Source organism: Asticcacaulis tiandongensis, from assembly GCF_006475605.1.
In the GTDB taxonomy this organism is placed as follows: domain Bacteria; phylum Pseudomonadota; class Alphaproteobacteria; order Caulobacterales; family Caulobacteraceae; genus Asticcacaulis; species Asticcacaulis tiandongensis.
This window is the reverse complement of record NZ_ML636837.1, coordinates 514,360-538,574: the sequence shown is the minus strand read 5'-3', so window position 1 is coordinate 538,574 and position 24,215 is coordinate 514,360. Positions and strand designations below refer to the sequence as shown.

The 24,215-nt window shown below is 57.9% G+C and carries 23 protein-coding genes; 13 read left to right on the top strand and 10 right to left on the bottom strand.

Going from position 1 to position 24,215, the window contains the following annotated elements:
- Positions 1 to 2 precede the first annotated feature (2 nt).
- Positions 3 to 1,991 (bottom strand): transglycosylase domain-containing protein, encoded by a 1,989-nt coding sequence (locus E5201_RS02465; RefSeq protein WP_140984408.1) that lies wholly within the window; start codon positions 1,989 to 1,991, stop codon positions 3 to 5.
- Between the two features lie 376 nt (positions 1,992 to 2,367).
- Between E5201_RS02465 and E5201_RS02460 the strand changes: the two genes are divergently transcribed.
- From E5201_RS02460 to E5201_RS02450, 3 genes are all read left to right on the top strand, one after another.
- Positions 2,368 to 3,939 carry a RecQ family ATP-dependent DNA helicase gene (locus E5201_RS02460; RefSeq protein ID WP_140984407.1) on the top strand — a complete coding sequence of 524 codons (1,572 nt, stop codon included), beginning with the start codon at positions 2,368 to 2,370 and terminating at the stop codon, positions 3,937 to 3,939.
- 193 nt (positions 3,940 to 4,132) lie between these two features.
- Positions 4,133 to 4,600 (top strand): hypothetical protein, encoded by a 468-nt coding sequence (locus E5201_RS02455; protein ID WP_140984406.1) that lies wholly within the window; start codon positions 4,133 to 4,135, stop codon positions 4,598 to 4,600.
- A 172-nt stretch (positions 4,601 to 4,772) separates the two neighbouring features.
- Positions 4,773 to 5,273 carry a hypothetical protein gene (locus E5201_RS02450; protein ID WP_140984405.1) on the top strand — a complete coding sequence of 167 codons (501 nt, stop codon included), beginning with the start codon at positions 4,773 to 4,775 and terminating at the stop codon, positions 5,271 to 5,273.
- Between the two features lie 4 nt (positions 5,274 to 5,277).
- Here the strand turns inward: E5201_RS02450 and E5201_RS02445 are convergent, their stop codons facing one another.
- A complete protein-coding gene (locus tag E5201_RS02445) occupies positions 5,278 to 6,018 on the bottom strand; it encodes a FadR/GntR family transcriptional regulator (protein ID WP_140984609.1) in 741 nt (246 codons plus the stop codon).
- A 181-nt stretch (positions 6,019 to 6,199) separates the two neighbouring features.
- Here E5201_RS02445 and araD1 point away from each other — a divergent pair, with 181 nt between their 5' ends.
- From araD1 to E5201_RS02410, 7 genes are all read left to right on the top strand, one after another.
- Positions 6,200 to 7,198, top strand: a complete 999-nt coding sequence (araD1, locus tag E5201_RS02440; RefSeq protein WP_140984404.1) for an AraD1 family protein — start codon at positions 6,200 to 6,202, stop codon at positions 7,196 to 7,198.
- Between the two features lie 131 nt (positions 7,199 to 7,329).
- Positions 7,330 to 7,539 carry a zinc-finger domain-containing protein gene (locus E5201_RS02435; RefSeq protein WP_140984403.1) on the top strand — a complete coding sequence of 70 codons (210 nt, stop codon included), beginning with the start codon at positions 7,330 to 7,332 and terminating at the stop codon, positions 7,537 to 7,539.
- A gap of 9 nt (positions 7,540 to 7,548) precedes the next feature.
- On the top strand, positions 7,549 to 8,010 hold the full coding sequence (locus E5201_RS02430; protein ID WP_140984402.1) for a VOC family protein: 462 nt from the start codon (positions 7,549 to 7,551) through the stop codon (positions 8,008 to 8,010).
- Between the two features lie 196 nt (positions 8,011 to 8,206).
- Positions 8,207 to 11,053, top strand: a complete 2,847-nt coding sequence (gene polA / locus E5201_RS02425) for a DNA polymerase I (protein ID WP_140984401.1) — start codon at positions 8,207 to 8,209, stop codon at positions 11,051 to 11,053.
- 127 nt (positions 11,054 to 11,180) lie between these two features.
- On the top strand, positions 11,181 to 12,161 hold the full coding sequence (locus E5201_RS02420; RefSeq protein WP_140984400.1) for a Kelch repeat-containing protein: 981 nt from the start codon (positions 11,181 to 11,183) through the stop codon (positions 12,159 to 12,161).
- A complete protein-coding gene (locus E5201_RS02415) occupies positions 12,162 to 12,563 on the top strand; it encodes a VOC family protein (protein WP_140984399.1) in 402 nt (133 codons plus the stop codon).
- Between the two features lie 82 nt (positions 12,564 to 12,645).
- Positions 12,646 to 13,188: a lipocalin family protein gene (locus E5201_RS02410; protein ID WP_140984398.1), complete on the top strand. Its 543-nt coding sequence runs from the start codon at positions 12,646 to 12,648 to the stop codon at positions 13,186 to 13,188.
- Between the two features lie 5 nt (positions 13,189 to 13,193).
- On the opposite strand, the gene E5201_RS02405 is transcribed toward E5201_RS02410, so the two are convergent.
- Positions 13,194 to 13,754, bottom strand: coding sequence for a hypothetical protein (locus E5201_RS02405; RefSeq protein ID WP_140984397.1), 561 nt, complete (start codon positions 13,752 to 13,754; stop codon positions 13,194 to 13,196).
- A 143-nt stretch (positions 13,755 to 13,897) separates the two neighbouring features.
- Between E5201_RS02405 and E5201_RS02400 the strand changes: the two genes are divergently transcribed.
- The 3 genes from E5201_RS02400 (at position 13,898) to E5201_RS02390 (ending at position 17,505) form a co-directional block, all read left to right on the top strand.
- The gene (locus tag E5201_RS02400) at positions 13,898 to 14,212 is read left to right on the top strand and encodes an autorepressor SdpR family transcription factor (RefSeq protein ID WP_140984396.1); all 315 of its coding nucleotides are present in this window, start codon (positions 13,898 to 13,900) and stop codon (positions 14,210 to 14,212) included.
- The gene (locus E5201_RS02395; protein ID WP_140984395.1) at positions 14,209 to 14,859 is read left to right on the top strand and encodes an SdpI family protein; all 651 of its coding nucleotides are present in this window, start codon (positions 14,209 to 14,211) and stop codon (positions 14,857 to 14,859) included. Before E5201_RS02400 ends, E5201_RS02395 begins: the two co-directional genes overlap by 4 nt.
- 78 nt (positions 14,860 to 14,937) lie before the next feature.
- On the top strand, positions 14,938 to 17,505 hold the full coding sequence (locus tag E5201_RS02390; RefSeq protein WP_140984394.1) for a sensor histidine kinase: 2,568 nt from the start codon (positions 14,938 to 14,940) through the stop codon (positions 17,503 to 17,505).
- 105 nt (positions 17,506 to 17,610) lie between these two features.
- Here the strand turns inward: E5201_RS02390 and creD are convergent, their stop codons facing one another.
- From creD to sdhC, 7 genes are all read right to left on the bottom strand, one after another.
- Entirely contained in the window at positions 17,611 to 18,969 is a 1,359-nt protein-coding gene (creD, locus tag E5201_RS02385) for a cell envelope integrity protein CreD (RefSeq protein WP_140984393.1), read from the bottom strand.
- Positions 18,970 to 19,059: 90 nt separating this feature from the next.
- Positions 19,060 to 20,181 (bottom strand): HPP family protein, encoded by a 1,122-nt coding sequence (locus E5201_RS02380; RefSeq protein ID WP_140984392.1) that lies wholly within the window; start codon positions 20,179 to 20,181, stop codon positions 19,060 to 19,062.
- Positions 20,182 to 20,241: 60 nt separating this feature from the next.
- The gene (locus tag E5201_RS02375) at positions 20,242 to 20,562 is read right to left on the bottom strand and encodes a 2Fe-2S iron-sulfur cluster-binding protein (protein ID WP_140984391.1); all 321 of its coding nucleotides are present in this window, start codon (positions 20,560 to 20,562) and stop codon (positions 20,242 to 20,244) included.
- 96 nt (positions 20,563 to 20,658) lie between these two features.
- Positions 20,659 to 21,432, bottom strand: coding sequence for a succinate dehydrogenase iron-sulfur subunit (locus tag E5201_RS02370; RefSeq protein ID WP_140984390.1), 774 nt, complete (start codon positions 21,430 to 21,432; stop codon positions 20,659 to 20,661).
- Positions 21,433 to 21,446: 14 nt separating this feature from the next.
- A complete protein-coding gene (gene sdhA / locus E5201_RS02365; RefSeq protein ID WP_140984389.1) occupies positions 21,447 to 23,237 on the bottom strand; it encodes a succinate dehydrogenase flavoprotein subunit in 1,791 nt (596 codons plus the stop codon).
- Between the two features lie 6 nt (positions 23,238 to 23,243).
- A complete protein-coding gene (sdhD, locus tag E5201_RS02360; RefSeq protein ID WP_140984388.1) occupies positions 23,244 to 23,627 on the bottom strand; it encodes a succinate dehydrogenase, hydrophobic membrane anchor protein in 384 nt (127 codons plus the stop codon).
- The gene (gene sdhC / locus E5201_RS02355) at positions 23,624 to 24,067 is read right to left on the bottom strand and encodes a succinate dehydrogenase, cytochrome b556 subunit (protein WP_140984387.1); all 444 of its coding nucleotides are present in this window, start codon (positions 24,065 to 24,067) and stop codon (positions 23,624 to 23,626) included. The genes sdhD and sdhC overlap by 4 nt, the downstream gene beginning before the upstream one ends.
- Positions 24,068 to 24,215: the final 148 nt, after the last annotated feature.

Below are 24,215 nucleotides of genomic sequence, written 5' to 3'. Positions count from 1 at the left end.
CCCTATTCCGCGTTCTGCTGCGCTTCCGAGAACAGATCATCGACTGCGTTCGGTGCTTCAACCTGGGGCGCAGGCTCTACCGTCACCGGCACCGGCTCCCCCGCACCGGCACTGGCATCAACCCCCAGAAGCTCCGTCACCGGATCAACCATGGGCATCTCGCCCGCCGCCCCCGCCGGAATCGGACTGACCTTGATACGCGTCAGGGCCTTGGTCATAAATTCGCGCCAGATCGCCGCCGGAGTCCCGCCACCGGTCACTCGGCTCATCTGGCTATTGTTATCGCGCCCGACCCACACCGCCGTCGTAAAGCCACCCGTATAGCCGACAAACCAGGCATCACGGTAATCAGAGGTCGTGCCGGTCTTGCCCGCAATATCATAGTTGGTCAGACGCACGCCGGAACCGGTGCCTGAACGCACCACATCGCGCATCATATCGTTCATATAGGTCAAGGACGGGTTATTAATGACCTGAACCCGCTTGCCGTCTTCGCGCATCCGGTACTGATAAAGAATCTTGCCCTTGGTGGTGCGGATACGGATGATGCCGTGGGCATTGGCCTTATAGCCGCCGTTGGAGAACGGCACATAGGCCTGCGCCATTTCAATCGGCGTCACATCCGCCGTCCCCAGCGCCATGGCCGGATCAGTATTGATCTTGGACTCAATCCCCAGCCGTCTGGCCACGGCGGCGACATTGTTACGCCCGACATCATTGGCAAGCTTCGCCGCCACCGTGTTGATCGACTGGCTTAAGGCCGTCTGGATGGTGATATCGCCCATATATTTCTTCGTGTAGTTCTCCGGCGCCCAACTCCCTATCGAATAGGGCTCATCCACCACCGGCGTCTGGGGCGTATAGCCCGCCTCCATCGCCGCCAGATACACAAAGGGCTTAAAGGCAGAACCGGCCTGACGACGCGCTTCGGTGGCGCGGTTAAACTGGCTTTCGGTATAGGACACCCCACCGATCAAGGCGCGTATACGTCCCTCGCCATCCACTGCCACAAGGGCCGCCTGCTCAACCTTTTTACCGGCATCCCGCGCCATCATCGCTTTGACGGCGCGTTCGGCATCGGTCTGGATCGGCAGATCAAGCGTCGTTTCGACAATCAGATCGTCCTCAAGCGTCGACAGGTCAATGACGCGGCGAATTTCGACATCCAGCCAGTCGACGAAATACTGCGCGTGTTCGGTCGCCAGCGTGCGCGTCACCTTCACGCCCTGCTTGAAGACCTCATCGCGCTGCTCGACCGTAATAACCTTGGCGCGCACCATCTCGTTGAGCACCACAGTCGTGCGGTTGACGGCGCGTTCCTGATCCGACAGAGGCGAATAACGCGAAGGCCCCTTCATCATCCCCGCCAGCATAGCCGCTTCGCCAATGCTCAGATCCTTGGCCTGTTTGTTGAAATAGCGTTGCGAAGCCGCCTCGATGCCATAGGCCCCGGCTCCGAAATAGACGCGGTTCATATAGAGCGCGAGGATTTCCTTCTTGGAATATTTGATCTCAAGCCAGACGGCGAGAATAAGCTCCTGCACCTTGCGCTTCATGTTCTGATCGGCTGACAAAAACAGATTCCGCGCCAGCTGCTGGGTGATGGTCGAGCCACCGGCCAGATTACCGCCCTTTTTCGTCAGGTTACGCACCAGAGCGCGGGAAATACCAATCGGGTCAAAACCAAAATGATGATAAAAACGGCGATCTTCGATGGCAATAAAGGCCGCCGGCACATAGTCGGGCAGTTCATCAATGGTCACCGGCGGCGCAAACTGAGAACCGCGCACCGCAATCAGGGCCCCCGAACGGTCAAGATAGGTGATCGACGGATTACGATCGACCTTATCGAGCGACGAGGTATCCGGCAGACCAATGGCAAAGATCGCCAGAAAGCCGATACAGAAGATCACGGCCCATATGGCCAGCACCGATCCCCAATAGATCAGCGACTTGAAAAGCGGGCGCTTTGCCTTGGTGCCGTTTGCCATCAGATGTCCTTATGTCCCCTTAATCCACCCATCGGTCAGCTTAAGGGGCACGTGTGTCAATTTCAGGTTAAGCATATATCACCCCCAAAGATTTTGTGCAGTCCTGTCTGCACCGATTTTCATCCTCGACCCCTGAACGGATACATAGCCAGTTAATTTCGGCAAAATTTTGCCTGTCGCTGTAGCCTTATCACGAAATTGAACATCGTTCAATATATAAATGAACTACGTTCAATTCCATCTTCGTACCTCCCCATCTCGATGGGGGGGGGTGGCATCGCCTTGGCGATGACGGGTGGGGTATCTTTCTTTGCTTTGCCTGCCCCCCGAAGCAGCCTATTAGGTCAGGCCCTGTTACGTAATCTCTGGACCGCCAATGTTTCTTGACCGCACTACCGAACGTCCCGCGCCTGCCGAAACCGGCGTGGATGCGGCACGTGACGTCCTGAAAACGGTCTTTGGCTACAGTGATTTTCGCGGACGACAGGCCGAGGTCATCAGCGCCATCCTGAACGGCGAAGACGTGCTGGCGGTCATGCCGACCGGCGGCGGCAAAAGTCTGTGCTATCAGATACCGGCCCTGATGCAGCGCGGCTTTGGCCTTGTTATCTCGCCGCTGATTGCCCTGATGAGCGATCAGGTGCAGGCCCTTCAGGACAAAGGCGTGCGCGCCGCCAGACTCGATTCCTCCCTGTCGATGGACGCGCGTTATGACCTGTGGGATCAGGCGCGCGACGGGCAGTTTGACCTTCTCTATCTGTCGCCCGAAGCCCTGCTGCAACCCTTCGTTCTCGATAAACTATCGCGCCTGCCGGTCAATCTGGTGGCTATCGACGAAGCCCACTGTGTCTCGCAATGGGGCCATGATTTCAGGCCCGAATATCGCGCGCTTGGTCAACTCAAGGGCCTGTTTCCTGATGTGCCGACCCTGGCCCTGACGGCGACCGCTGACCCGCACACCCGCGCCGACATCAAACGCGCTCTGCATATCGATAACGCCCGTGAGGCCATAGACAGCTTCGACCGCCCGAACCTGTCCTTACGTCTGATGCGCCGTCAGGGCAGCGCCGCCAAAACCATCGTTGAGATGCTGCGTCGTCAGAAACAGGCGTCCGGCATCATCTATTGCGGATCACGCGACGGTTCCGAGAAACTGGCCCGCCTCCTGAGTGCCGAAGGTTTCAAGGCCGATGCCTATCACGCAGGCCTGCCTGCCCATACCCGCGAACAGCGCCTCAAAGACTTCATGGCCGACAAGACCCGCGTCATGGTCGCCACGATTGCCTTTGGTATGGGCATCAACAAACCCGATGTGCGCTTTGTCATCCACGCCGATCCGCCGTCCTCTATCGAAGCCTACTGGCAGGAGGTAGGCCGCGCCGGTCGTGACGGCAAACCGGCTTCAGGTGTCTGTCTTTATTCCTCGACCGATCTTGGTTGGGCCTTGCGTCGTCTGACCATGCGGGAAAACGAAACCGGCGCAGACCTCGGCATCCAGAAACAAAAGGCCCGCGACTTCTTTCAGTTCATGCTCGGGGCCACCTGCCGCCGTCAGGGCGTGCGCCGCTATTTCGGCGATACCACCGGTCAGGCCTGCGGCAGTTGTGACAACTGTCTGGCCCGTGGCGAACCTTCTGACGCCACCGAAGCCGCCCAGATGCTGATGTCGGCTCTTTATCGTTTCAATGGCCCGCGCGGACGTAAAAAGCTGATTGAGCATGTTCTGGGCAAAAATCCTGAGGACTATGGTGCGCGCCTTAAGACCTTTGGCATCGCCGCCGGTCAGTACAAGGCCGATTTCCTGACCCAGACTCTTGATTACTGCGAAGCGCTCGGTCTGGTGGCCGAAGAAATGTTCGACGGCAATAAACCAATCATCGCTCTGAACGACGCCGACGCTCTGCGCGCCCTGTTCCGCAACGACACCCGCCTCTACCTCCGCCCCTAAGCAGGGCCTCAGGCCCTGCACCCGTTTGCCCCGAGGTGGGTGACATCTTCCATCCTCCCCTGTTTACGGGGGAGGTGTCGCGGCGCCAGTCCGCGACGGAGGGGGGAATTGCAATCCCCCCCTTATTCTTCACTGCATGTAGAAAAAATATATAAGGTAGCTCCGGCTGGAGTCGCCAGATAAGGAAAAAGCAATGATCAATAGACTGCTCTTATGCTTGGCTTTTCTCATATCGCTAAGCGCTTGTTCCAAATCATACAAACTTAGCGTGTTATCTTCAGAAGTTGTTTCCGAAAGGCCTGTTTCAACCATAGGGCCTGAAGAAGAAAATGAAGCCGACAAGAAATGGAAAAAATACGACGTCTTGATTAAAGGTGATATCGTAAATTATCTAAGGAGCAGCACATCGACATTTAGAGCTGAGATAACAAACTGTGCAGAAAATAATATTTCTACCGACGAATTTTATGTGAATTCTTTGTCTATGGATTCCATTAGAAACGGTGGAAGTATTTCTAACGAGAATATATCTGGTGGAACAAAAGCGAGTGTTTATGTGTCGAGTGAAATTTTGCTAAATAATCGTTCGCTTTGCATGTATGGCCGTGGCGGTAGTATGCTTGGTGCTACCGTTAGAACAAATGAAGTTCGACTTAAATAATGGTGTAATTAACGGGTTGTGTCGCAAGATGTAAAGGCCGTCTCAGTGACGGCGCAGCCCCAGAGCCCTGCTCCGCAACGACACCCGTATCTATCTCCGCCCATAACAGCCTCCGACCCGCTTGACTCACTAAGCTGTACACCTGATGCTGCCTGAAACGGGGGGACGGGGCATGAAGGCTCACAAATTATTTGTTTTAGCAGGAAGCTTTGCAGCCTTATCAAGCTGCGGTGAAGGCAGGGACCTCACGGCGGCACACACGCGTACTTTTCTGAATACGAACAAAGCCCCCCTCCTGCACCTTGTTGAAAGTCTGGAAGAATGCAGGCCCGCCCATTCACGGGACAGAGAGCAGGCGGTTACAACCCTGAACGCCGCAGCGAATGATGCTACTGTTTGTCAGGCCAATACGAATATATCCATATCCGATATCAGGACGCAGATGCGGGCGTTAGAGATCCCCATAGTGAACTTCAGCCTGAACCTTGAGAACAGAAGCGACCGCGTTGAGTTCGTCCTGTATACTCAAGGCCTTGGCGTTTCCGGAAGAAGCATATCCTTACTTTACGTGCCCGATAGTGGTCCGCACATGGAACGCCAATCGCCCGAGCATCAGGTTAAGGCGCTCGAATCCCTCCCCAGCCAATGGTATTGGGAAAGCCGGAACTTTTAGAGCCCTAATCTAAATACTGGATATTCATCGACTTCTGTGTGTCCTCAAGCGCCATACGGATCAGCGATTCCATGCACCACCGCGCCGCACTTGAATCCTGACGCGCAATGGCGTCGAACACCCGCCGGTGATCCGGCACCGGATCACGCGTCAAAGCCTGATGACGCTGTTTAAACCGGGTCGACCAGGCCACCGCCGCACCAATCGAATGCGACAGGCTGGCCAGCGCCTCATTATTCGTCGCATTCATCAAAGCATCATGGAAATCCAGATCCGCCTTGCGCCCCGCTTCGGTCGCCAGCGTATAGGTATCCATATCATCGAGCGCCTTGCCCATGATCTTCAGATGCGCATCTGTCCGCCGCAACGCCGCCAGTTCCGCCGCCGCAGGTTCGGTGATCAGACGCAGCTCAAACAAACCCTTGACGAAATCATCCGAAGGCTCGGTCTCAAACATCCAGCCCAGAACTTCGGGATCAAGCAGGTTCCAGCGTTTACGGTCGGTAACGCGTGTACCGGCCTTGGGTCGGCTTTCGACCATACCCTTGGCCGCCAGAATACGGATAGCCTCGCGATAAGCAGAGCGCGAAATATCCAGATTGGCCGACGAATCAATTTCGTTCGGTAAGACCTGACCGGGCTGATACACCCCTTTAAGGATATCCACCCCCAATCGATGCGCCAGCGCGCCATGCAGTCGGCCCTGAAAATTTAACCCAAAGCTTTGAGCCCCCGCCGGAGACATGGATTTAGACTGCCGTCTCAGGGGTGTGCGTGGCGTGGAAGTCGTCATGAGCTTTATTATTATTCCCGAATGGCCCTGTTTAAATCAGGGCAATAGTCATAGCATAAACAGGATTTGACAAATTGGAAATGGCAGCCTATTTCCCTTTTAATTGTCTGAGTTATAATCCTGAGGAAACCCCATGACCTTACGTCTGATCCAGTATGTCGGCAAAGATGGTGCGCGCGGTGTTGCGGCCGGCGAAGATGATGGCTCTGCCCGTCGCATTGAGGGCGTGACCTCGACCTATGAACTGGCGCGTGCCGCCATTGCCGCCAAACGCTCACTGGCTGATCAGGTCGCGCAGCAGGGTCTGGGCGAAGCGGTTGACGTGGCACTGGCCCTATCCGAAGGCCGTGTTCTGGCCCCGATCGATCATCCCGATCCCGCCCACCTGCACGTCACCGGCACCGGCCTGACCCACCTTGGTTCCGCCGAAGGCCGTGACAAGATGCATAAGGCCGCCACCGCAGGCGAAGAAAACCTCACCGATTCGATGCGCATGTTCCTGATGGGCGTCAAGGGCGGCAAGCCCGCCGAAGGTGAAGTCGGCGCGCAACCGGAATGGTTCTATAAGGGCAACGGCAACACACTGGTCGGGCCACGCGATCCCCTCACCTCACCCTCCTTTGCTGAAGACGGTGGCGAAGAGCCTGAAATGGCCGGCATCTATATCATCGGTGACGACCACAAGGCCTATCGCATCGGTTTTGCGCTGGCCAACGAGTTCTCTGACCACGTCACCGAGAAACAAAACTATCTGTGGCTGGCCCACTCAAAGCTGCGCGTCGCCTCGATTGGCGCGGAAATCCTGACCGGTGAACTGCCGTCACACGTCGAAGGTTATGCCCGCATCCGTCGCGGCAATGAAATCATCTGGGAAAAGCCGTTCATCTCCGGCGAAGACAATATGTCTCACACCATCGCCAATCTTGAGCATCACCACTTCAAATACGACCTGTTCCGCCAACCTGGCGAAGTTCATGTCCATTGCTTCGGCACCGCCACAGCGTCGTTTGCTGACGGCATTCAGACCAAGGATGGTGACGTGTTTGAAATCGGTGCCAAACCCTTTGTACACGGTCTGGAAAACCCGCTGAAAACCGACGCCGAAAAAGACTCGAAGGTCATCCAGCTCTAAGTCATGGTTAGAGCCTGACCTTTTCGAAACCCCTCTCCGGCAACGGCAGAGGGGTTTTTCGTATTTGACGACATGAGGCGTTTTACAGTAAGGCTTTGGGCAATATCCCCGTTAATGTGGCTGATAAAAATATGAGCACCGTACCCCCGCCCGAAGTCATCTATGTCGATACCCATAAGGTTGCCTGTAACGGCGGCGGTGGGGCGCTTGGCCATCCGCTGGTTTATCTTGAACTCGGCGGCGATGGCGAAGCCGAATGCGGCTATTGCGACCGCAAATTCGTCCATAAGGATCACGCACAAGACTATGCCGATCCCTCCCCGCGTCACGAAGCGCACTAGGGTCGCCGCATGAGTTCGCGTTATCTGCACACTATGGTGCGTGTCCATGACCTTGAGGCGTCGCTGAAATTCTACCGCGATGGTCTGGGCCTGATTGAAACCCACCGCATGGACTCCGAAAAGGGCCGCTTCACGCTGGTCTATCTTAGCGCCCCGCACGATGAGGCCGACGCCCGCGCCAATCGTGCGCCAGAGCTTGAACTGACCTATAACTGGCCGGACGCCGACGGAAACGCCGAAACCTATAGCGGCGGACGCAATTTCGGCCATCTGGCCTATCAGGTCGATGACATCTATGCCCTCTGCCAGCACCTGTCTGACATGGGTGTGGTCATCAACCGCCCGCCACGCGACGGCCACATGGCCTTTGTCCGCTCACCGGACAATATCAGCATCGAGTTCCTGCAAAAAGGCGACGCCCTGCCGCCACAGGAACCGTGGGCCAGCGCCCCCAATATCGGCGAATGGTAACCGCAGGGCCTCAGGCCCTGCACCCCTTAGCCCCGAGGCAGACGTCACCGACCTTACCCATACTCTCCTCCCTGCTTAGCGGGGAGGTGGCGCGGCCTGAAAGGCCGTGACGGAGGGGTCACTTATAGCCACCCCACCTTGGCATCCCTCCCATATCGCTCTATGAAGAAACCCTCAGTTTCCCAAGTGAGCCAATATGTCTGCAAAACGCCTCGTCCTCATTGACGGTTCCGGCTATATTTTCCGCGCCTATCATGGCCTGCCGCCCCTGACGCGCAAATCCGACGGCCTGCCGGTGGGTGCTGTGGCGGGCTTCTGCAACATGCTCTATAAGCTCATCAAAGAAAACCGTGGCGACGACGCGCCCTCGCATCTGGCGGTCATTTTTGATGCCGGTTCAAAGACCTTCCGCAACGAAATCTATGCCGGCTATAAGGCCAACCGCCCCCCTGCTCCCGAAGACCTGATCCCGCAGTTCCCCCTGATCCGTAAGGCAACCAAGGCTTTCGGCGCGCCTTGCGTCGAACTGGCCGGTTTTGAGGCCGACGACCTGATCGCCACCTATGCGCGGCTTGCGGCCGAACAGGGCTTTGAGGTGACAATCATCTCCTCCGACAAAGACCTGATGCAGCTGATCACCGATCAGGTATCGATGCTTGAGCCGGTTAAATCCATCCCCATGCGCCGCGAACAGGTTATTGAAAAATTCGGCGTGCCCCCCGAACTGGTGGTCGATGCGCAATCCCTGATCGGCGACGCGGTCGATAATGTTCCGGGTGCACCGGGCATCGGCGTAAAAACCGCCGCGCAATTGCTGCTGGAATACGGCGATCTGGATACGCTTCTGGAACGTGCCGGTGAGATCAAACAGCCCAAACGTCGTGAAACCCTGATCGATTTCCGTGACCAGATTCTGATGTCACGCCAGCTGGTGACACTCGATGCCCACGTCACCCCGCCCTATCCGATCGAAGATTTCGTCCTTCGCGACCCCGATACCGAAGAACTGACGGCCTTCCTCGCCGAAATGGAATTTGCCACCCTCGCCCGCCGTGTCGGCGGCACCTTAAGCGCTATGGAAGGCGCGGTGACGCATAACCGCTCGATGGCCGCTCCCGTTAGCAAGCCCCTGTTCGGCACCAATGGCGCGGCTTCGGCCCCCAAGGCCGTCACCTCCGAAGCCCTGCTCGCGCCCGTCAACTATGACGGCTATCTCTGCCTTCAGGACATCGATGCCCTGACGGCCTTTGTGGCGCAATGTCAGGCCGCAGGCGTGGTCGCTGTCGATACCGAAACTGATTCCTTGAGTTCCACCCATTCCAACCTTGTCGGCGTGTCCCTAAGCTATGATGTCAACACCGCCGCCTATATTCCCCTTGGCCACAGGGCCGATGATGGCGGTCTGGCCCTGTCCGGCGAAGACCTGAAACAGATTCCGCTGGGCGAAGCTCTGGCCGCCCTCAAACCGCTTTTGGAGGACGAAGGCGTCCTCAAGGTCGGCCAGAACCTGAAATATGACCTCAGCGTGCTGTCGCGTTACGGCATCCGTGTCGCCCCCTATGATGACACCATGCTCATTTCCTATGTCCTTGAGGCCGGTCAGCACGGCCACGGCATGGATGAACTGTCCGAACTGCATCTCGGCCACACCCCGATCCCCTTCAAGCAGGTCGCCGGTTCCGGCAAGGCGCAAAAATCCTTTAAGGACGTGGCCTTAAAAGAAGCGACCGCCTATGCCGCCGAAGATGCCGATGTCACCTTGCGCCTGTGGCACGTCCTCAAAGCCCGCCTGCAAAAGGCCGGCAAGCTGACCGTCTATGAGACCCTTGAACGCGCCATGCCGCAGGTGCTGTCGGACATGGAACTTGAAGGCGTGCGCGTTGACCCTCAGGTGCTGCGCCAGCTCTCACAGGATTTCGGCGGGCGCATGGGTGAGCTCGAAGCCAAAGCACAGGAGATCGTTGGCCGACCGTTCAACCTGAACTCGCCCAAACAACTGGGCGAAATCTTCTTTGATGAACTAAAACTTGCGGGCGGCAAGCGCACCGCCTCAGGTACATGGGCGACCGACGTCAAGGTGCTTGAGGAACTGGCCGAGCGCGGTGAGCCACTGGCCAATCTGCTGCTCGATTACCGGCAACTGGCCAAGCTTAAAGGCACCTATACGGACGCACTGGTTGAACACGCCAATAATCCGGCCCAGCGCATCCACACCAGCTATCATCTGGCGGCGACGACCACGGGGCGTCTGTCGTCCAATGAACCCAACCTGCAAAATATCCCGATCCGCACCGCCGAAGGCCGCAAGATCAGAACCGCCTTTATCGCCAAAGACGGCCATAAGCTGATCTCCGCCGACTACAGCCAGATCGAACTGCGCCTGCTAGCCCATATCGGAAATATCGAGCCACTGAAAAAAGCCTTCCGTGACGGCATCGACATTCACGCCATGACGGCCTCTGAAATGTTCGGCGTGCCGGTCGAAGGTATGCCCTCGGACGTGCGCCGCCGCGCCAAGGCGATTAACTTCGGCATTATCTATGGCATCTCGGCCTTTGGTCTCGGCAATCAGCTGGGCATCGATAATGCCGAGGCCGCACGCTACATCAAAACCTATTTCGAACGCTTCCCCGGCATCAAGGCCTATATGGACACCACCAAGGCACAGGTGAAGGAAACAGGCTACGTTGAAACCATCTTCGGTCGGCGCATCCATATTCCGGATATCCATGCCAAGGCCGCCGGACAACGCGCCTTTGCCGAACGCGCCGCCATCAATGCCCCCATTCAGGGCACCGCCGCAGACATCATCCGCCGCGCCATGATCCGTATGCCCGACGCTTTGAAACAGGCCGGTCTTGAGACGACCATGCTGCTTCAGGTGCACGACGAACTGATCTTCGAGGCCCCCGAAACCGAAATCGCCCGCGCCATTCCGATCATTACGGACGTCATGAAACACGCTGCCCTGCCCGCTCAGGACATTTCCGTACCGCTTGAGGTCGAAGCCAAGGCCGCCAGCAACTGGGATGAGGCCCACTAGCTTCATTCAAAAGTCCTTCGGCTGCGCCTCAGTGTACTTTTGAATGGAGAAACGCAGGGTTTAAGCTTGCGAGCAAAAGCATTGTGTGGCCTCAATAGGCCCTCTGCTGACCCAAGGAGTTAAACCCATGACCTTGCGCCATCTGTTTACCGCTGCCTTTGCGGCAGGGATTTTAGCCGGAGGTCTGCCGCTTTCGGCACTGGCCCAGAGCTGGCACAAGCTTGAGGCCACGGGCAAGCCGACCGCCCGTCACGAAAGCGCTGCCGCCCATGTTGACGGGCGCACCTTTGTCATTGGCGGACGCGGTGACCGACCACTGGATATCTTGGATCACGCGACCAACACATGGTCAGTGGGAGCCGCCCCACCGTCCGAAATGAACCACATGCAGGCGATCGTGCATGAGGATAAGATCTATATTATCGGGGCCTTGCACGGCCCTTATCCCGAAGAAGAGATCATCTCCCACGTCTGGATCTATGACCCCAAAACAGATGTCTGGTCTCAATCCCACGAAATCCCAGCCGACCGCCGTCGCGGCGGGGCCGGTTTGGTGGTGTCTGATGGTCTGATCTATTTTGTCGGCGGCAATAAACGCGGCCATAATTCAGGCTTCGTGCCTTATCTCGATGCCTATGATCCCGCCACCGGTCAGTGGACGACCCTGCCCGATGCCCCGCGCCCGCGCGACCACGTCTATGCCGCCGTACTTGACGGAAAAATCTACGCTGCCGGTGGCCGCCTGAGTGCCGCCGACACCGGCGACAGCCTGAGCCTGACCATCCCCGAAGTTGATGTCTATGATATCGCCACCCAAAGCTGGTCAACGACCACCGCGCCCATTCCGACCCCGCGCGCCGGTGCCTCGGCAATCACCGCAAACAACACAATCATCATCCTTGGCGGCGAAAGCGCCGTTCAAGTGCCCGCCCACTCAGAGGTTGAAGCCTTTGACCCGCAAACCGGCACATGGCAAACCCTGCCGCCCATGCCGGTCGGTCGCCACGGCTTTCAGGCACTGGTGATTGACGGCAACATCCATGTCATCGCCGGAAGCGGTGATCGCGGCGGCGGGCCAGAACTTTCCGATCATTGGGTACTCAAATAGATGACCGCCAGACACCTCGACCACATCAATATCCAGACCCACGACATGGCAGGCACCATCGCCTTCTATGCCGAGTTTCTGGGCCTTGAGGCGCGCACCGCCCCGCAGCGTGACCCCAGTGAGCGTCAATGGCTCTATGTCGGCGAGCGGGCGGTGATCCACCTCAACCTGTTCGGCACAGACAATACAATCCCGCGCGACGTGATTCCGGGCGATCCGACCGGGGCCATCCATCATGTGGCCTTTGAATGCGACGGCTATGACGACACCATAGCCAAGATCGAGGCGCGGGGCCTTCACTATGCCTGTAACGATATTCCCGCCATCGGCCTCAGACAACTGTTCGTCAATGACCCGAACAATGTCCTGCTGGAACTGAATTTCCGCAGCCCCAGACCGTAATTGCCCCAGACCGTAATTGCGCCCTTACAATATTACAGGCAGGCTCCCCTCATCTTAAGCGCCGTCTTTCAGGACAAATGAGATGAGAAAAGCCCTCGTGCCTCTGGTATTGCTCGGCGGAACCGCCCTGCTTCTGAGTGCGTGCATGCACATGCCTGTCGGCAATCCGACCGTACCGCAACCGTCAAAACCCGTTGACCTCAAAGCCTATGCGGGCCTGTGGTACGAAATCGGGCGTTATGAAAACCGCTTTGAAAAAGGCTGCGAAGCCGTTACCGCCCAATACAGCCTGCGCGATGACGGACTGGTTCAGGTCGTGAACAGCTGCCGTCAGGGCGCGACTGACGGGCCGGTGAAGGTCTCACAGGGCAAGGCCAAAATCGTCGAAAACAGCCAGAACGCCAAGCTCAAGGTCTCGTTCTTCGGGCCGTTTTTCGTCGGGGACTATTGGGTGCTGGACCGCGCCGACGACTATTCCTGGTCGATCGTCGGTGAACCGCGCGGTAAATATCTCTGGATACTGACCCGCGACCCTAACCCGTCCGAAAGCACGCGACAGGGTCTGATGACCCGCGTCAAGGCGCTGGGCTATGACACGGCCCTGATCCGCCCGACGCAGCACTAAAAGCTTTATTCGTCAGGAATAATAATATCCGGATTTTCCGGCAGCACGACCTCAAACAGGCCGTGATCGAGCGCCTTTTGCGGGCGATAGGCCATAAGCGGCGCATGGGCCAGCGCCCGCACCTCCTCTGGCGTCAGGGCAACATCCAGCGCTTTTTTGCGCACCGCACGGGCCTGAAGATGTGGCTCAATAGACGGCGGGGCCGCCTTGCGTGCGCGGGGAATAATCTTCCAGTAACTTAAGACCAGCTTCCAGCGCACATCGGGCGGCGAAAGCGGTTCGCCCCAGCGCTTGCCATCTTTCATAATGGGCTTCAGAGGCTTCGGCGCTTTGCGGGTGCGCTCAAAGGTACAGGCCAGACGCCCGACACCTGCATCAAGCAATGCCTTATAGACGCCCTGCGCCTCCGCCTCACTGGCAAAGCCCGGCTCGACCGTCTCATTGACGAAGGCCACCGTCTTGCCGCTGAGGTCGCTGGCCTCCCGTTCACGCACAGCCCGGGGCAGGTCCGGCTTTTGCAGGACTTCAAGCGCATTATGGGCAACAGGGTGAGAGATGGCGGACATGGAAGTCTTGCATAATAGCTTCGGTGTTAAGCTCTGGTTTACAACACCGCCGCTCAGCACGCAAAACACACTATTACACAGACCACTTGACGGCGCCCTTTATTTCGTTAATTTGCAAATTAACAAAATAATGGAAACACCTCATGTCTGAAATCTATAAGGCCTTAAGCGACCCGACGCGACGGCAGATACTTGAGCTATTAAGAGACGGCGAACTAACCGCCGGAGATCTGTCGACCCATGTGCCTGTCTCCAAACCCACCCTGTCAGGCCACCTGAACGTCCTCAAAAACGCAGGCCTTGTCGATGTCACCCGCGACGGCACCCGCATGATCTACCGCCTCAACGTCTCCGTACTCGAAGACGCCCTGATGTCACTGATGCGCACCTTCCGTATCGGCCAGCCCGATCAGGCCCCCACGCCAACCGCCGCCATCCTGAAAGGCAGCAAGCTATGAAATGGCCCGTCGCTAAAATCTTAAGCCTGTTTGGCATTGCCTTTAGCGTGGGCCTGAGCCTCTATGCCCGCACGCAGCTTCCCGACACCCCCATAGCCACACACTTCAATGCCGAAGGTGTGCCTGATGGGTTTATGTCGCGTGATGCCGCGCTCAGCTTCGGCCCCGCCATGCTGATATTCATGACCGCCCTGTTCTGGGTGTTACCGGCCCTTTCCCCCGCCAATGCCCGCCTTGAACGCTCCGAAAAGGCCTATAGCGCCATCTGGATCAGCCTGATTGTGATCTTAAGCTTTGCGCATTTCTATATCATAGGCCATGCCTTTGGCCGCGCACCCGATGCCGAATGGGTACGCCTGTCCCCCGGCCTGATGTTTATCGTCATCGGCAATTTCCTGCCCAAGATACGCTACAACTACTTCATGGGCATACGCACGGCCTGGACGCTGGCCGATGAGCGCGTATGGGACAAAACCCATCGCCTTTCCGGTCTTCTGTTCATAGTTGCCGGTCTGATCATTACCGGCGCAGGCCTGTGGGCACCCGCCCCCTATTTCACCGGCCTGATGTTAAGCGCCATCCTTGCGGCTGCCCTGAGCAGCGTCATTGTCTCCTATTTCTATGCCCGACAGCTCAAGACACAGTGATTATAGGGTTAAAACCTATGGCGACAGGGGAACTTATGGTTAATATGGCATTTTAACTGATTCGTTTTGAGCGGTATAATGACTGTCACCACAATAGCCTTTGCGGCGGCGGCAGGGGCTATGGCTCTGGCGCTCTCCACCACGGTTCTGTCGTGGCGCGTGCGCTCGAAGCTGATCGGTGAGCGTGACACCCTTAAGTCCGAGCTTTCAGGCGGCCAGACAGTTCTCGGTGAGCTTGATGCCGCCACCTCGGCCTTTGATGAGGCCTTTGTCGCCGTCGAAGACAATCTGGTGCGGCTAGTCTGGGGCGACGAAACCCTGCAAACCTGCGCTCAGGCGCTGGGCCTAAAAAGCGATACCGTTACCGCCCCTCAGGTCATTGAGGCCATAGGTAATACCTCCCCCGAAGCCGCCGCCGCCCTGACGGCCCTGATCACTCAGGGCAAGTCCTGTCATTTCGAAGTCTTTGCCGAGGCCGGAAGCGCCATTAATGCGCTCAGGCCGTCCGGCATTACCCTGCTCGTCGAAGGCCGCGTCTCAGGGGCCACCGCCTGGATCAGGCTGGCCATTGCCGGTGCCCGAAAATCCCTGTCGTCGGGCCCGTTCGCCCAGATGGCCAATCTCCTGCCCTATCCGTGCTGGGTCGCCACGCGCGGTCCCACCGAAGGCAGCAACCAGATGATCTGGGCCAATGCGGCATGGCTCAAGGCTGTCGATGCCCAAAGCCTTGAACAGGCGCAGGACGATCATCTCGGGCTTGACCGTTCCGCTGACATTCTGGTCTCCGAAGCGCTTGCCCAGAACATGCGCCGCGAAGGCTTCCGCTGGCTGACCATAGACGGCCAGAGACGCGCCTTTCAGGTCATTGTCGAGCCCCTGACCGAGGGCCATGTCGCCGCCTATGCCATTGACGTCACCGAAGGCGAGGAAAGCCGCGAGGCCTTAAGACGCCACGCCAAGGCCCATGATGAAACCCTTGATCGCCTCGAAGACGCGGTGGCTATTTTCGGGCCGGAAAAGCGCCTGACCTTCCATAACCGCGCCTTTGAAACCCTGTGGGGCCTTGACACCCCCTGGCTGGCCGAACGCCCGACTCATGGCGAAATCCTTGAACGCCTCAGGCAGAAACGCAAGCTGCCTGAAACCAGCGACTTCAGCAAATGGAAGGCGCAGGAGCTTGACTTTTACGGCCTGACCGATACCGCCCCCGATGAGATATGGTCGCTGCCCAATGGCCGCGCCTTACGCGTTGTACGCCAGCCGCACCCGCTCGGCGGCCTTCTTCTGCTCTATTCCGACAAGACCGGTGAGCTGGCGCTGAAATCGCAGTTCAACTCGCTCATTCAGGTGCAACGCGCCACGCTCGATCAACTGACCGATGCCGTCAGCGTGTTTGGCTCGGATGGTCGCCTGCGCCTGCGCAACAAGGCGTTTGACGATTTCTGGCACCTGAACAGCGACGAGATTACGCCGGATGCCGAATTCAGCCACCTGTCAGGCATGTGCCTGCCGCTGGTACATGATCGCGGCTTCTGGTCAGAGCTTAAGGCGCGTATCACCGACACCGACCCGGTTGCCCGCGCCCCGCAAACCGGTGAGGTCAAAACCTCGGATGACCGGCTGGCGCAATGGCGCACCCAGCCCTTGCCGGACGGGGCGACGCTGGTAGCCTTTGCCGATATCACCAGTCGCCGCGCCCTCGAACAGGCCATCGAGGCCCGCGACACCGCGCTGACCGATTCCGTGCGCCTCAAACGTGAATTTGTCGGCAATGTCTCCTATGAACTGCGCACGCCCCTGACGACCATTGTCGGCTATGCCGAGATGCTGCAACGTCAGGCAGATGCGCTGGACGACCGCAATCGCGACTATCTTGACTCCATCCAGTCCGCCGCCACAGCACTGGCCCGTTCGATCGATGACGTGCTGGATATGGCCCAGATCGATGCCGGTGAGATGGACGTCAGCCTTACCGAGGTCAATCTGGCGCAACTGGTGGCCCGGTCACGCACTCACCGCGAAGCTGCCCTGACCGCCAAGGCCATTCGCTTCACCTACGAAGGCCTCGACACCCGCGCCCGCGTCAAGGTCGATGCCCGCCGCCTGACACAGGTCATTGAGCACCTGCTCGACTACGCCCTGATCAACACCCAAACCGAGGGCCAAATCTTTATCCGCAGCCGCAAGGACGCCGACACCCTGGCCCTTGAGATCGGCTATACCGGTCGCGGCATTCCCTATCATACACAGGCGCATATTTTCGACCGCTATGTCGGACGCGAACGCGGCGGGCCGGGCCTTGGGCTGGCGCTCGTCAAGGCGCTGGTCGAACTGCATGACGGCTGGATTACGCTTGAGTCCGATCCGCAGACAGGTGCCACCTTTACCCTGCACCTGCCGCACCAGACCGGCACCGGCATGGATGCCGATATGCCGGTACTGACACCTGAACCGGTGGCGGTTATCGCAAAGCCCCGGCCTCAATCCGTGCCTGAGGCCAAACCGCAGGAACCGGCCCCGAAACCCACTCCGGAACCGGCTCCCGTGCCTGCGCAAAGCAAACCGGAGCAAAACCCCCAATCAAACCCTTTGGGCCTCAACGCCGAAACCCTCGCCGAAGCCCGCCGCATACTGGGTATGCTCTAATGGATAAGACTTCCTTCATACTCCCCTAACTTGTTGGGGGAGGTAGCATTGAGCGAAGCGAAATGACGGAGGGGGATTCTTTCACAAATACCCCTCACTCATGCTCTAAGGCTCTGCCCGATCCTTTCCGAACCAGTTTATATTCCGTGTCAGGATCATCACCGCTGCGATCACAAGGAAGGCTGACACCGCCCCGACCATCAGGGCATAGTCTTCCATACGCATCAGCAGATAGATCAGGCCATAGAGCGCACTGAATACCCCCAAAGCCGCCACAAACCTCAGTTTGCTGGCAAAAATCAGTCCCGCATATCCGGCAATCAGCAAAATGGTCGCCGTCGCCGCGATGGCAAAAGCCGCATCAAATCCGATATGTTCAGCAAAGGACAGCAGCAACAGATAAAAGGTAATCTGCGCCAGACCGACCAGAATATATTGCGCCGGATGCAGTTCCTTCTTTGAGGTGCTCTCAAACAGGAAATAGGTCAGAAACACCAGCCCGACAAACAGCATGGCGTATTTCAACGAGCGCCCGACACTCTGATATGGGTTTGTTGGCTCCACAAAGGTCACCGACAACTCCGACGCATTGAGGCTACTAAGCTGGCCCGCATCGATCACCGCCGGAAGCCCGCGTGCAATGAACGGCACCGACCAGGTGGCGCTGAACCCCTTATTAGTCGCCCGATCTGTCTCACGCGTTTCGGGCAGGAAGCCACCGCCAAAGGACGGATGCTTCCAGTCACCGGTAATGGTGGCCTTTGACGACTTACCATAGGCGAGTATCCCGAGCTTCTGCGCACCGGTGAAGTTCATGCGCACATCGACCTTGACCGGCAGATTGGCATCCTCAATCGCCATGGGCGCGGCAAACAGATCAAACGCCGTACCATTGACATCGTTCTTTCCCGAAGGTGCCACCGTCAGGGTCTTGTCACCGACCTTCGCCAGAATATCGCGTCTCGCGCCGCGCGAATCCGACGCACCGGTAATCAGGCTCGCCTTGTCCCACATGATCAGCGCACCGGGTTTGGGCGCCGCCACGTTCTTCAGGTCAAATTGCGCCTCGAAATGCAGATCGGACGTATAGACCGGTACACGGAATATAGAGCGTGAGCGAACCTCGCTGTGGGTCACCGCCCGCGCTTCACCGGTTTCGGGAAAGACAATCAGATGCCCGCGCTCCCCCACCAACCGCGTTGCGACACCGTTCTCATCGGTGCGCGTCACCGGTAAGATGACATAGGGCACCTGAATGACCGGCCCCATAAAGACTTGCGGCCCCCCCATCAGGCCCCCGACTTCGGTGGCCACCTGCTCGGCGCGATGGGTGCGCTCCGTCAGCAAGCCAAAGACCAGCAGCGCCGGTATGACCATCAGCACCGCCAGAGCGCAAACGATCAGCAGCTTATTTCCTTTTGACCGACCCGTAAGCCGCATCGGTTTAGACACAGACTGGTTCATACCCGTCCCCTCAATGAAAATTGAACAATGTTCATTTCACGAAGAATTGTGTCTAATCTAGGGCGGAGACTTGCCGCTCAGATGAAGGTTTTACGACGCCTTGCGCGTCACATGATACACTGCCCGCATGACGTCCGAAGCGCTGATGATGCCGCACAGCTTCTGCTCGTCATCAACAATCAACATGTGGTGACGGCCGCGATCGGCAAACATCGGCACCAGACTGGCCACCTCAGCCTGCACATGGGCGGTGTTGAAATCATCCGACATGATATGCGCCGCCATATGGGCCGCGCTCTTGGTCGGTTTGCGGATCAGGTTGCGAAAACCGCCCGCCAGCCCTGCCGGCTCACTCATCGACAGATTGAGGAAATTATCGGCGGTAATGACCCCCAGAATCTGCTTCTCGGAATCGATCACCGGTAATATCCAAAGGTCCTGCCGGTTCATCAGGGCGTGCACCTTCTCAAGGGGCGTGCGCGGACTGACGCTGATCGGCTCGGGCGTCATGATATCGGCGGCCCGCACATGATCCATCAGCCGCTGATAGGCATGGCGCTCACTCAAAACCAGCAGCTTTTCGACATCGTCCGTGCTGATATCCAGCACCGTATTAAACTGCTTGAGCGCCGCCTCGATATCCACTTCGCTGACACGGTGCAGGGTGTTGCTATCGGCCACCGAAACCGGCGTCACATGCGGATAGCTGCGCCCCGCCAGCGTATTGAACACAATCCCCGCCAGCACCAGCAGCAACGAATTGGTAAAGGCGGGAAACAGGGCATAGCTAAGGCTATGCACATCACTCATCACCACCAGAAGCGCCATAGCGCCCCCCGGCGGATGCAAGCTGCGGCTGGCGAACATGACGGCAATCGCCAATCCGACAGCCACCGCCGCCGCCAGCGCCTGTTCGGGAATGAGCCAGACGCAGATGACACCGACTATGGCCGAAAGCGTATTGCCCCCGACAACTGACCAGGGTTGCGCCAGAGGGGAGGCCGGCACCGCAAACACCAGCACCGCCGAAGCCCCGAGCGGGGCCACCAGCCAAAGCGACAGGCCGTAAAAACGGGCAATGAATATGCTGAGAAGTGCCGTCAGGCCGATACCGATCATCGCACCGCCAGCGCTTTTGACACGCTCGGCAAATGACACCGGCAGGGGCTTGGGTTTTAATGCCTCAAGCCATGCGTTCAATGTGACGGACATGGTCTGTGACTACCCCACCCCAATCTATAGCACTGTTATATAGGGCGCTTCTTATATATGTTAGTGCTGATTTTCCGGCAAACGCACAATCAGCCCATCCAGATCGTCGCTCACCCGTATCTGGCACGACAGACGCGAGGTCGGCTCCACGTCCTGCGCGAAATCGAGCATCGACTCTTCCATTACCGAAGGTCCGCCGGTTTTTTCAAACCACTCAGGATCGACATAGACGTGACAGGTCGCGCAAGCGCAGGCCCCGCCGCAATCGGCGTCAATGCCGGGGATGTTGTGCTTGATAGCGCCTTCCATGACCGAATTACCCGAACGGACATCGATCTCATGTTTGGTGCCATTATGTTCAATATAGATGATTGTGGGCATGACGGGCCTATACCAACCTTATCCGAAAAAAGCAAAATCCCCGCAGATCACCTAAGGGCCACTACGGGGATTTCATAATCATCGATGCACAGGGGCTTATTTACCCGGCATCATCTTCTTGATTTCCGCAATCGCCTTGGCCGGATTAAGGCCCTTCGGACAAACCTGCGCACAGTTCATGATCGTATGGCAACGATAGAGCTTGAACGGGTCTTCGAGGGCCTCAAGACGCGCCTTGGTCTGATCATCACGTGAATCGGCTATCCAGCGATAGGCCTGAAGCAGGGCCGCAGGGCCAAGATATTTGTCCTGATTCCACCAGTAGCTTGGGCAAGACGTCGAGCAGCAGGCGCACAGGATGCACTCATAAAGCCCATCAAGCTTGTCACGGTTCTGCGGGCTTTGCAGACGCTCTTTCTGTGGATCGGGCGTCGTCGATTGCAGGTAAGGCTCCACCGACGCATATTGCGCATAGAAACCGCTGAGGTCAGGCACAAGGTCCTTAACCACCGGCATGTGCGGCAGGGGTGCAATGGTGATCTCGCCGGAAAACTCGTCCCAGCCCTTGGTACAGGCCAGTGTGTTACGTCCACCGATATTCATGGCGCATGAGCCACAGATACCTTCGCGGCACGAACGACGGAACGACAGCGTCGAGTCGATCGAATTCTTGATATGGATCAGGGCATCGAGCAGCATCGGGCCGTGGGCCTTGGAATCCACCTCATACTTGTCCCAGCGCGGATTTTCACCGCTTTCCGGATCAAAGCGATAGATCTTGTAGACGCGGACGTTCTTCGTGCCGGAAGCGGCCTTGAAACGCTTGCCGTTCCTGATCTGCGAATGCTTAGGGAGTGTCAGTTCAACCATGTTCCATGCTCCCCTTAATAGACCCGCGCCTTAGGCGCGATATAGGCAATGTCGTTGGTCAGCGTGTAGGTATGCACCGGACGATAATCGATGCTGACCTTACCCGTATTGAGATCGATCCATGACAGGGTGTGCTTCATCCACTCCTCGTCATTCCGGTTCGGGAAGTCCTCACGGGCATGGGCACCGCGCGATTCCTGACGGTTGAGCGCCGAATTAACCGACACCACTGCCTGACCGAGCAGGTTGTCATACTCAAGCGCCTCGATCAGATCGGTATTCCAGACCAGACCGCGATCCTTGATACCGATATCCGCAGACGCCGCAAAGATTTCCGCCAGACGCTCAACGCCCGAACGCAGTGTCTCTTCGGTACGGAACACGGCGGCATCTTCCTGCATGGCGCGCTGCATCTTCATACGTAATTCCGCCGTAGGGGTAGACCCCGATGCCGTGCGGAATTTCTCAAGACGCGCCAGATGCGCATCGACCGCCGACTTGCCGATATCCTTGTGCGGGACGTTCGGCTTGACGATTTCCTTGGCCCTGAGACCACAGGCACGGCCAAACACCACAAGGTCGATCAGCGAATTGGACCCCAGACGGTTCGCGCCGTGAACCGACACACAGGCCGCTTCACCGACGGCCATCAGGCCGGGCACCACGGTGTCGGCATTGTCACCGACCTTGGTCAGGACTTCGCCGTGATAGTTAGTCGGAATACCACCCATGTTGTAATGGACAGTCGGGATAACCGGAATCGGCTCCTTGGTCACATCAACACCGGCAAAGATTTTCGCCGATTCCGAAATCCCTGGCAGACGCTTGTGCAGCAAATCAGGCGGCAGGTGATCCAGATGCAGGAAGATGTGGTCCTTGTTCGGGCCGACACCGCGCCCTTCACGGATTTCCATGGTCATCGAACGCGACACCACGTCACGCGACGCCAGATCCTTGGCCGACGGCGCATAACGCTCCATGAAGCGCTCACCCTCGGAGTTGGTCAGGTAACCGCCTTCACCACGCGCCCCCTCAGTAATCAGACAGCCCGAGCCATAGATGCCGGTCGGGTGGAACTGAATGAACTCAAGGTCCTGAAGCGGCAGACCGGCCCGCAGCACCATGGCGTTACCGTCACCCGTACAAGTGTGCGCCGAAGTCGCCGAGAAGTAGGCGCGGCCATAACCGCCGGTCGCCAGAATAACCAGATGCGCCCGGAACACGTGGATCGTACCGTCATCGAGCTTCAGGCAGGTCACCCCACGACACACGCCGTCATCCATGATCAGATCAAGGGCGAAATATTCAATGAAGAACTCAACATCTTCGCGCAGGGACTGGCCATAAAGCGTATGCAGCATGGCGTGACCGGTACGGTCAGCCGCGGCGCAGGTACGCTGCACAGGGCCTTCGCCGAAGTTCTTGGTCATACCGCCGAACGGACGCTGATAGATCTTGCCGTCTTCGGTACGCGAGAAGGGCACACCCCAGTGTTCCAGCTCGTAAACCGCCTCAGGGGCGTTACGCACAAGATATTCAATGGCGTCCTGATCCCCCAGCCAGTCCGACCCCTTGACGGTGTCGTACATGTGCCATTCCCACTTGTCTTCACCCATATTCCCAAGCGAAGCGGCCACACCACCTTGCGCGGCAACCGTGTGCGAGCGTGTCGGGAAAACCTTGGTGACACAGGCGGTCTTCAGACCCGCCTGACCGGCCCCAAGCGCGGCGCGCAGACCCGAACCACCGGCACCCACCACCACGACATCATATTCGTGTTCGATAACTGTATAGGCTTTGGTCATGTCAGGTTACGCCTTGAAAACGAAGTAAAGCCCGCCCAGCACGGCAACCACCACCGCCAGACAGAACAACAGATTGACGAGATTGAGCAGGCCGCGTGTGCCGGGCTTGCCGATATAGTCGTCAATGATCACTTTCAGGCCCATGAACATGTGCCAGCCGCTGATGAGGAACAACAGCGCAATCAGTCCGGCATTGAGGGGAACCCGTACAAAAGCCAGCGACGCCTCATAGCCCTGATTAGCCAGCCCGATACCGCTGAACACCGCCCACAATACCAGCGGAATAAGCGCCACAGACGTACCGCGCTCGGCCAGCCATTCGCCAGCCCCGTGCTTTACAGACTTTTTCCAGTCTTTCGCAGACCGCTCGGTCAGATAAGAGTCGCTCATAGCACCACCTTGCCCGTCGCAAACAGATAAAACCACACGGCGATGGTCGCCAGCACAGCGGTCAGAAGTCCCGACCAGGCCATCAGGTTCGATGTCTTAAGGTCAAAGCCCAGCCCCATGTCCCAGATCAGGTGACGCAGGCCGCCGGTCAGGTGCAGGAACCCCGCCAGTGTCACCCCCACCCAGACCAGAAGTCCGAACGGCGAAGCGGCAAAGGTCAGATAGACCGTATAGGCTTCGGGGCAAATGCCCGACGCCGTGGCCCCGAGCGCCACCAGCCATCCGGCCCCGAGCAAAAGCCCGGCAATCGTCGCCACACCGGTGATGCGGTGCAGGATCGAGGTGAACATGGTGATGTGATAACGCCAGATTTGCAAATGCGGCGACAGGGGCCGATGCAGGGCTCTGGGCGGTGCGGACGCGGTAGGCGGCTTTGACATAAGTACTCTGGCCTTGTGTTCATCGCCCTTTTTTTCAGAGCAAAGGGCATACTCGGTGCATAGAGATTTTGTGTGATGAAAGCGTTAGCCTTCATCTGTTTTGTGCTGTCTTTTAGTCCTTAAGACAAACCTGTCAACAAGCGGGCGC

Coding starts and splice junctions, on each gene's coding strand:
- E5201_RS02395 (WP_140984395.1), top strand. CDS start 14,209: ATGAAATGGCCCGTCGCTAAAATCTTAAGCCTGTTTGGCATTGCCTTT.
- E5201_RS02380 (WP_140984392.1), bottom strand. CDS start 20,181: ATGTCCGTCACATTGAACGCATGGCTTGAGGCATTAAAACCCAAGCCC.
- E5201_RS02450 (WP_140984405.1), top strand. CDS start 4,773: ATGAAGGCTCACAAATTATTTGTTTTAGCAGGAAGCTTTGCAGCCTTA.
- sdhD (WP_140984388.1), bottom strand. CDS start 23,627: ATGAGCGACTCTTATCTGACCGAGCGGTCTGCGAAAGACTGGAAAAAG.
- polA (WP_140984401.1), top strand. CDS start 8,207: ATGTCTGCAAAACGCCTCGTCCTCATTGACGGTTCCGGCTATATTTTC.
- E5201_RS02430 (WP_140984402.1), top strand. CDS start 7,549: ATGAGTTCGCGTTATCTGCACACTATGGTGCGTGTCCATGACCTTGAG.
- E5201_RS02420 (WP_140984400.1), top strand. CDS start 11,181: ATGACCTTGCGCCATCTGTTTACCGCTGCCTTTGCGGCAGGGATTTTA.
- E5201_RS02435 (WP_140984403.1), top strand. CDS start 7,330: ATGAGCACCGTACCCCCGCCCGAAGTCATCTATGTCGATACCCATAAG.
- sdhC (WP_140984387.1), bottom strand. CDS start 24,067: ATGTCAAAGCCGCCTACCGCGTCCGCACCGCCCAGAGCCCTGCATCGG.
- E5201_RS02455 (WP_140984406.1), top strand. CDS start 4,133: ATGATCAATAGACTGCTCTTATGCTTGGCTTTTCTCATATCGCTAAGC.
- E5201_RS02405 (WP_140984397.1), bottom strand. CDS start 13,754: ATGTCCGCCATCTCTCACCCTGTTGCCCATAATGCGCTTGAAGTCCTG.
- E5201_RS02460 (WP_140984407.1), top strand. CDS start 2,368: ATGTTTCTTGACCGCACTACCGAACGTCCCGCGCCTGCCGAAACCGGC.
- E5201_RS02415 (WP_140984399.1), top strand. CDS start 12,162: ATGACCGCCAGACACCTCGACCACATCAATATCCAGACCCACGACATG.
- E5201_RS02375 (WP_140984391.1), bottom strand. CDS start 20,562: ATGCCCACAATCATCTATATTGAACATAATGGCACCAAACATGAGATC.
- E5201_RS02390 (WP_140984394.1), top strand. CDS start 14,938: ATGACTGTCACCACAATAGCCTTTGCGGCGGCGGCAGGGGCTATGGCT.
- E5201_RS02465 (WP_140984408.1), bottom strand. CDS start 1,991: ATGGCAAACGGCACCAAGGCAAAGCGCCCGCTTTTCAAGTCGCTGATC.
- creD (WP_140984393.1), bottom strand. CDS start 18,969: ATGAACCAGTCTGTGTCTAAACCGATGCGGCTTACGGGTCGGTCAAAA.
- E5201_RS02400 (WP_140984396.1), top strand. CDS start 13,898: ATGTCTGAAATCTATAAGGCCTTAAGCGACCCGACGCGACGGCAGATA.
- E5201_RS02410 (WP_140984398.1), top strand. CDS start 12,646: ATGAGAAAAGCCCTCGTGCCTCTGGTATTGCTCGGCGGAACCGCCCTG.
- E5201_RS02370 (WP_140984390.1), bottom strand. CDS start 21,432: ATGGTTGAACTGACACTCCCTAAGCATTCGCAGATCAGGAACGGCAAG.
- araD1 (WP_140984404.1), top strand. CDS start 6,200: ATGACCTTACGTCTGATCCAGTATGTCGGCAAAGATGGTGCGCGCGGT.
- sdhA (WP_140984389.1), bottom strand. CDS start 23,237: ATGACCAAAGCCTATACAGTTATCGAACACGAATATGATGTCGTGGTG.
- E5201_RS02445 (WP_140984609.1), bottom strand. CDS start 6,018: ATGTCTCCGGCGGGGGCTCAAAGCTTTGGGTTAAATTTTCAGGGCCGA.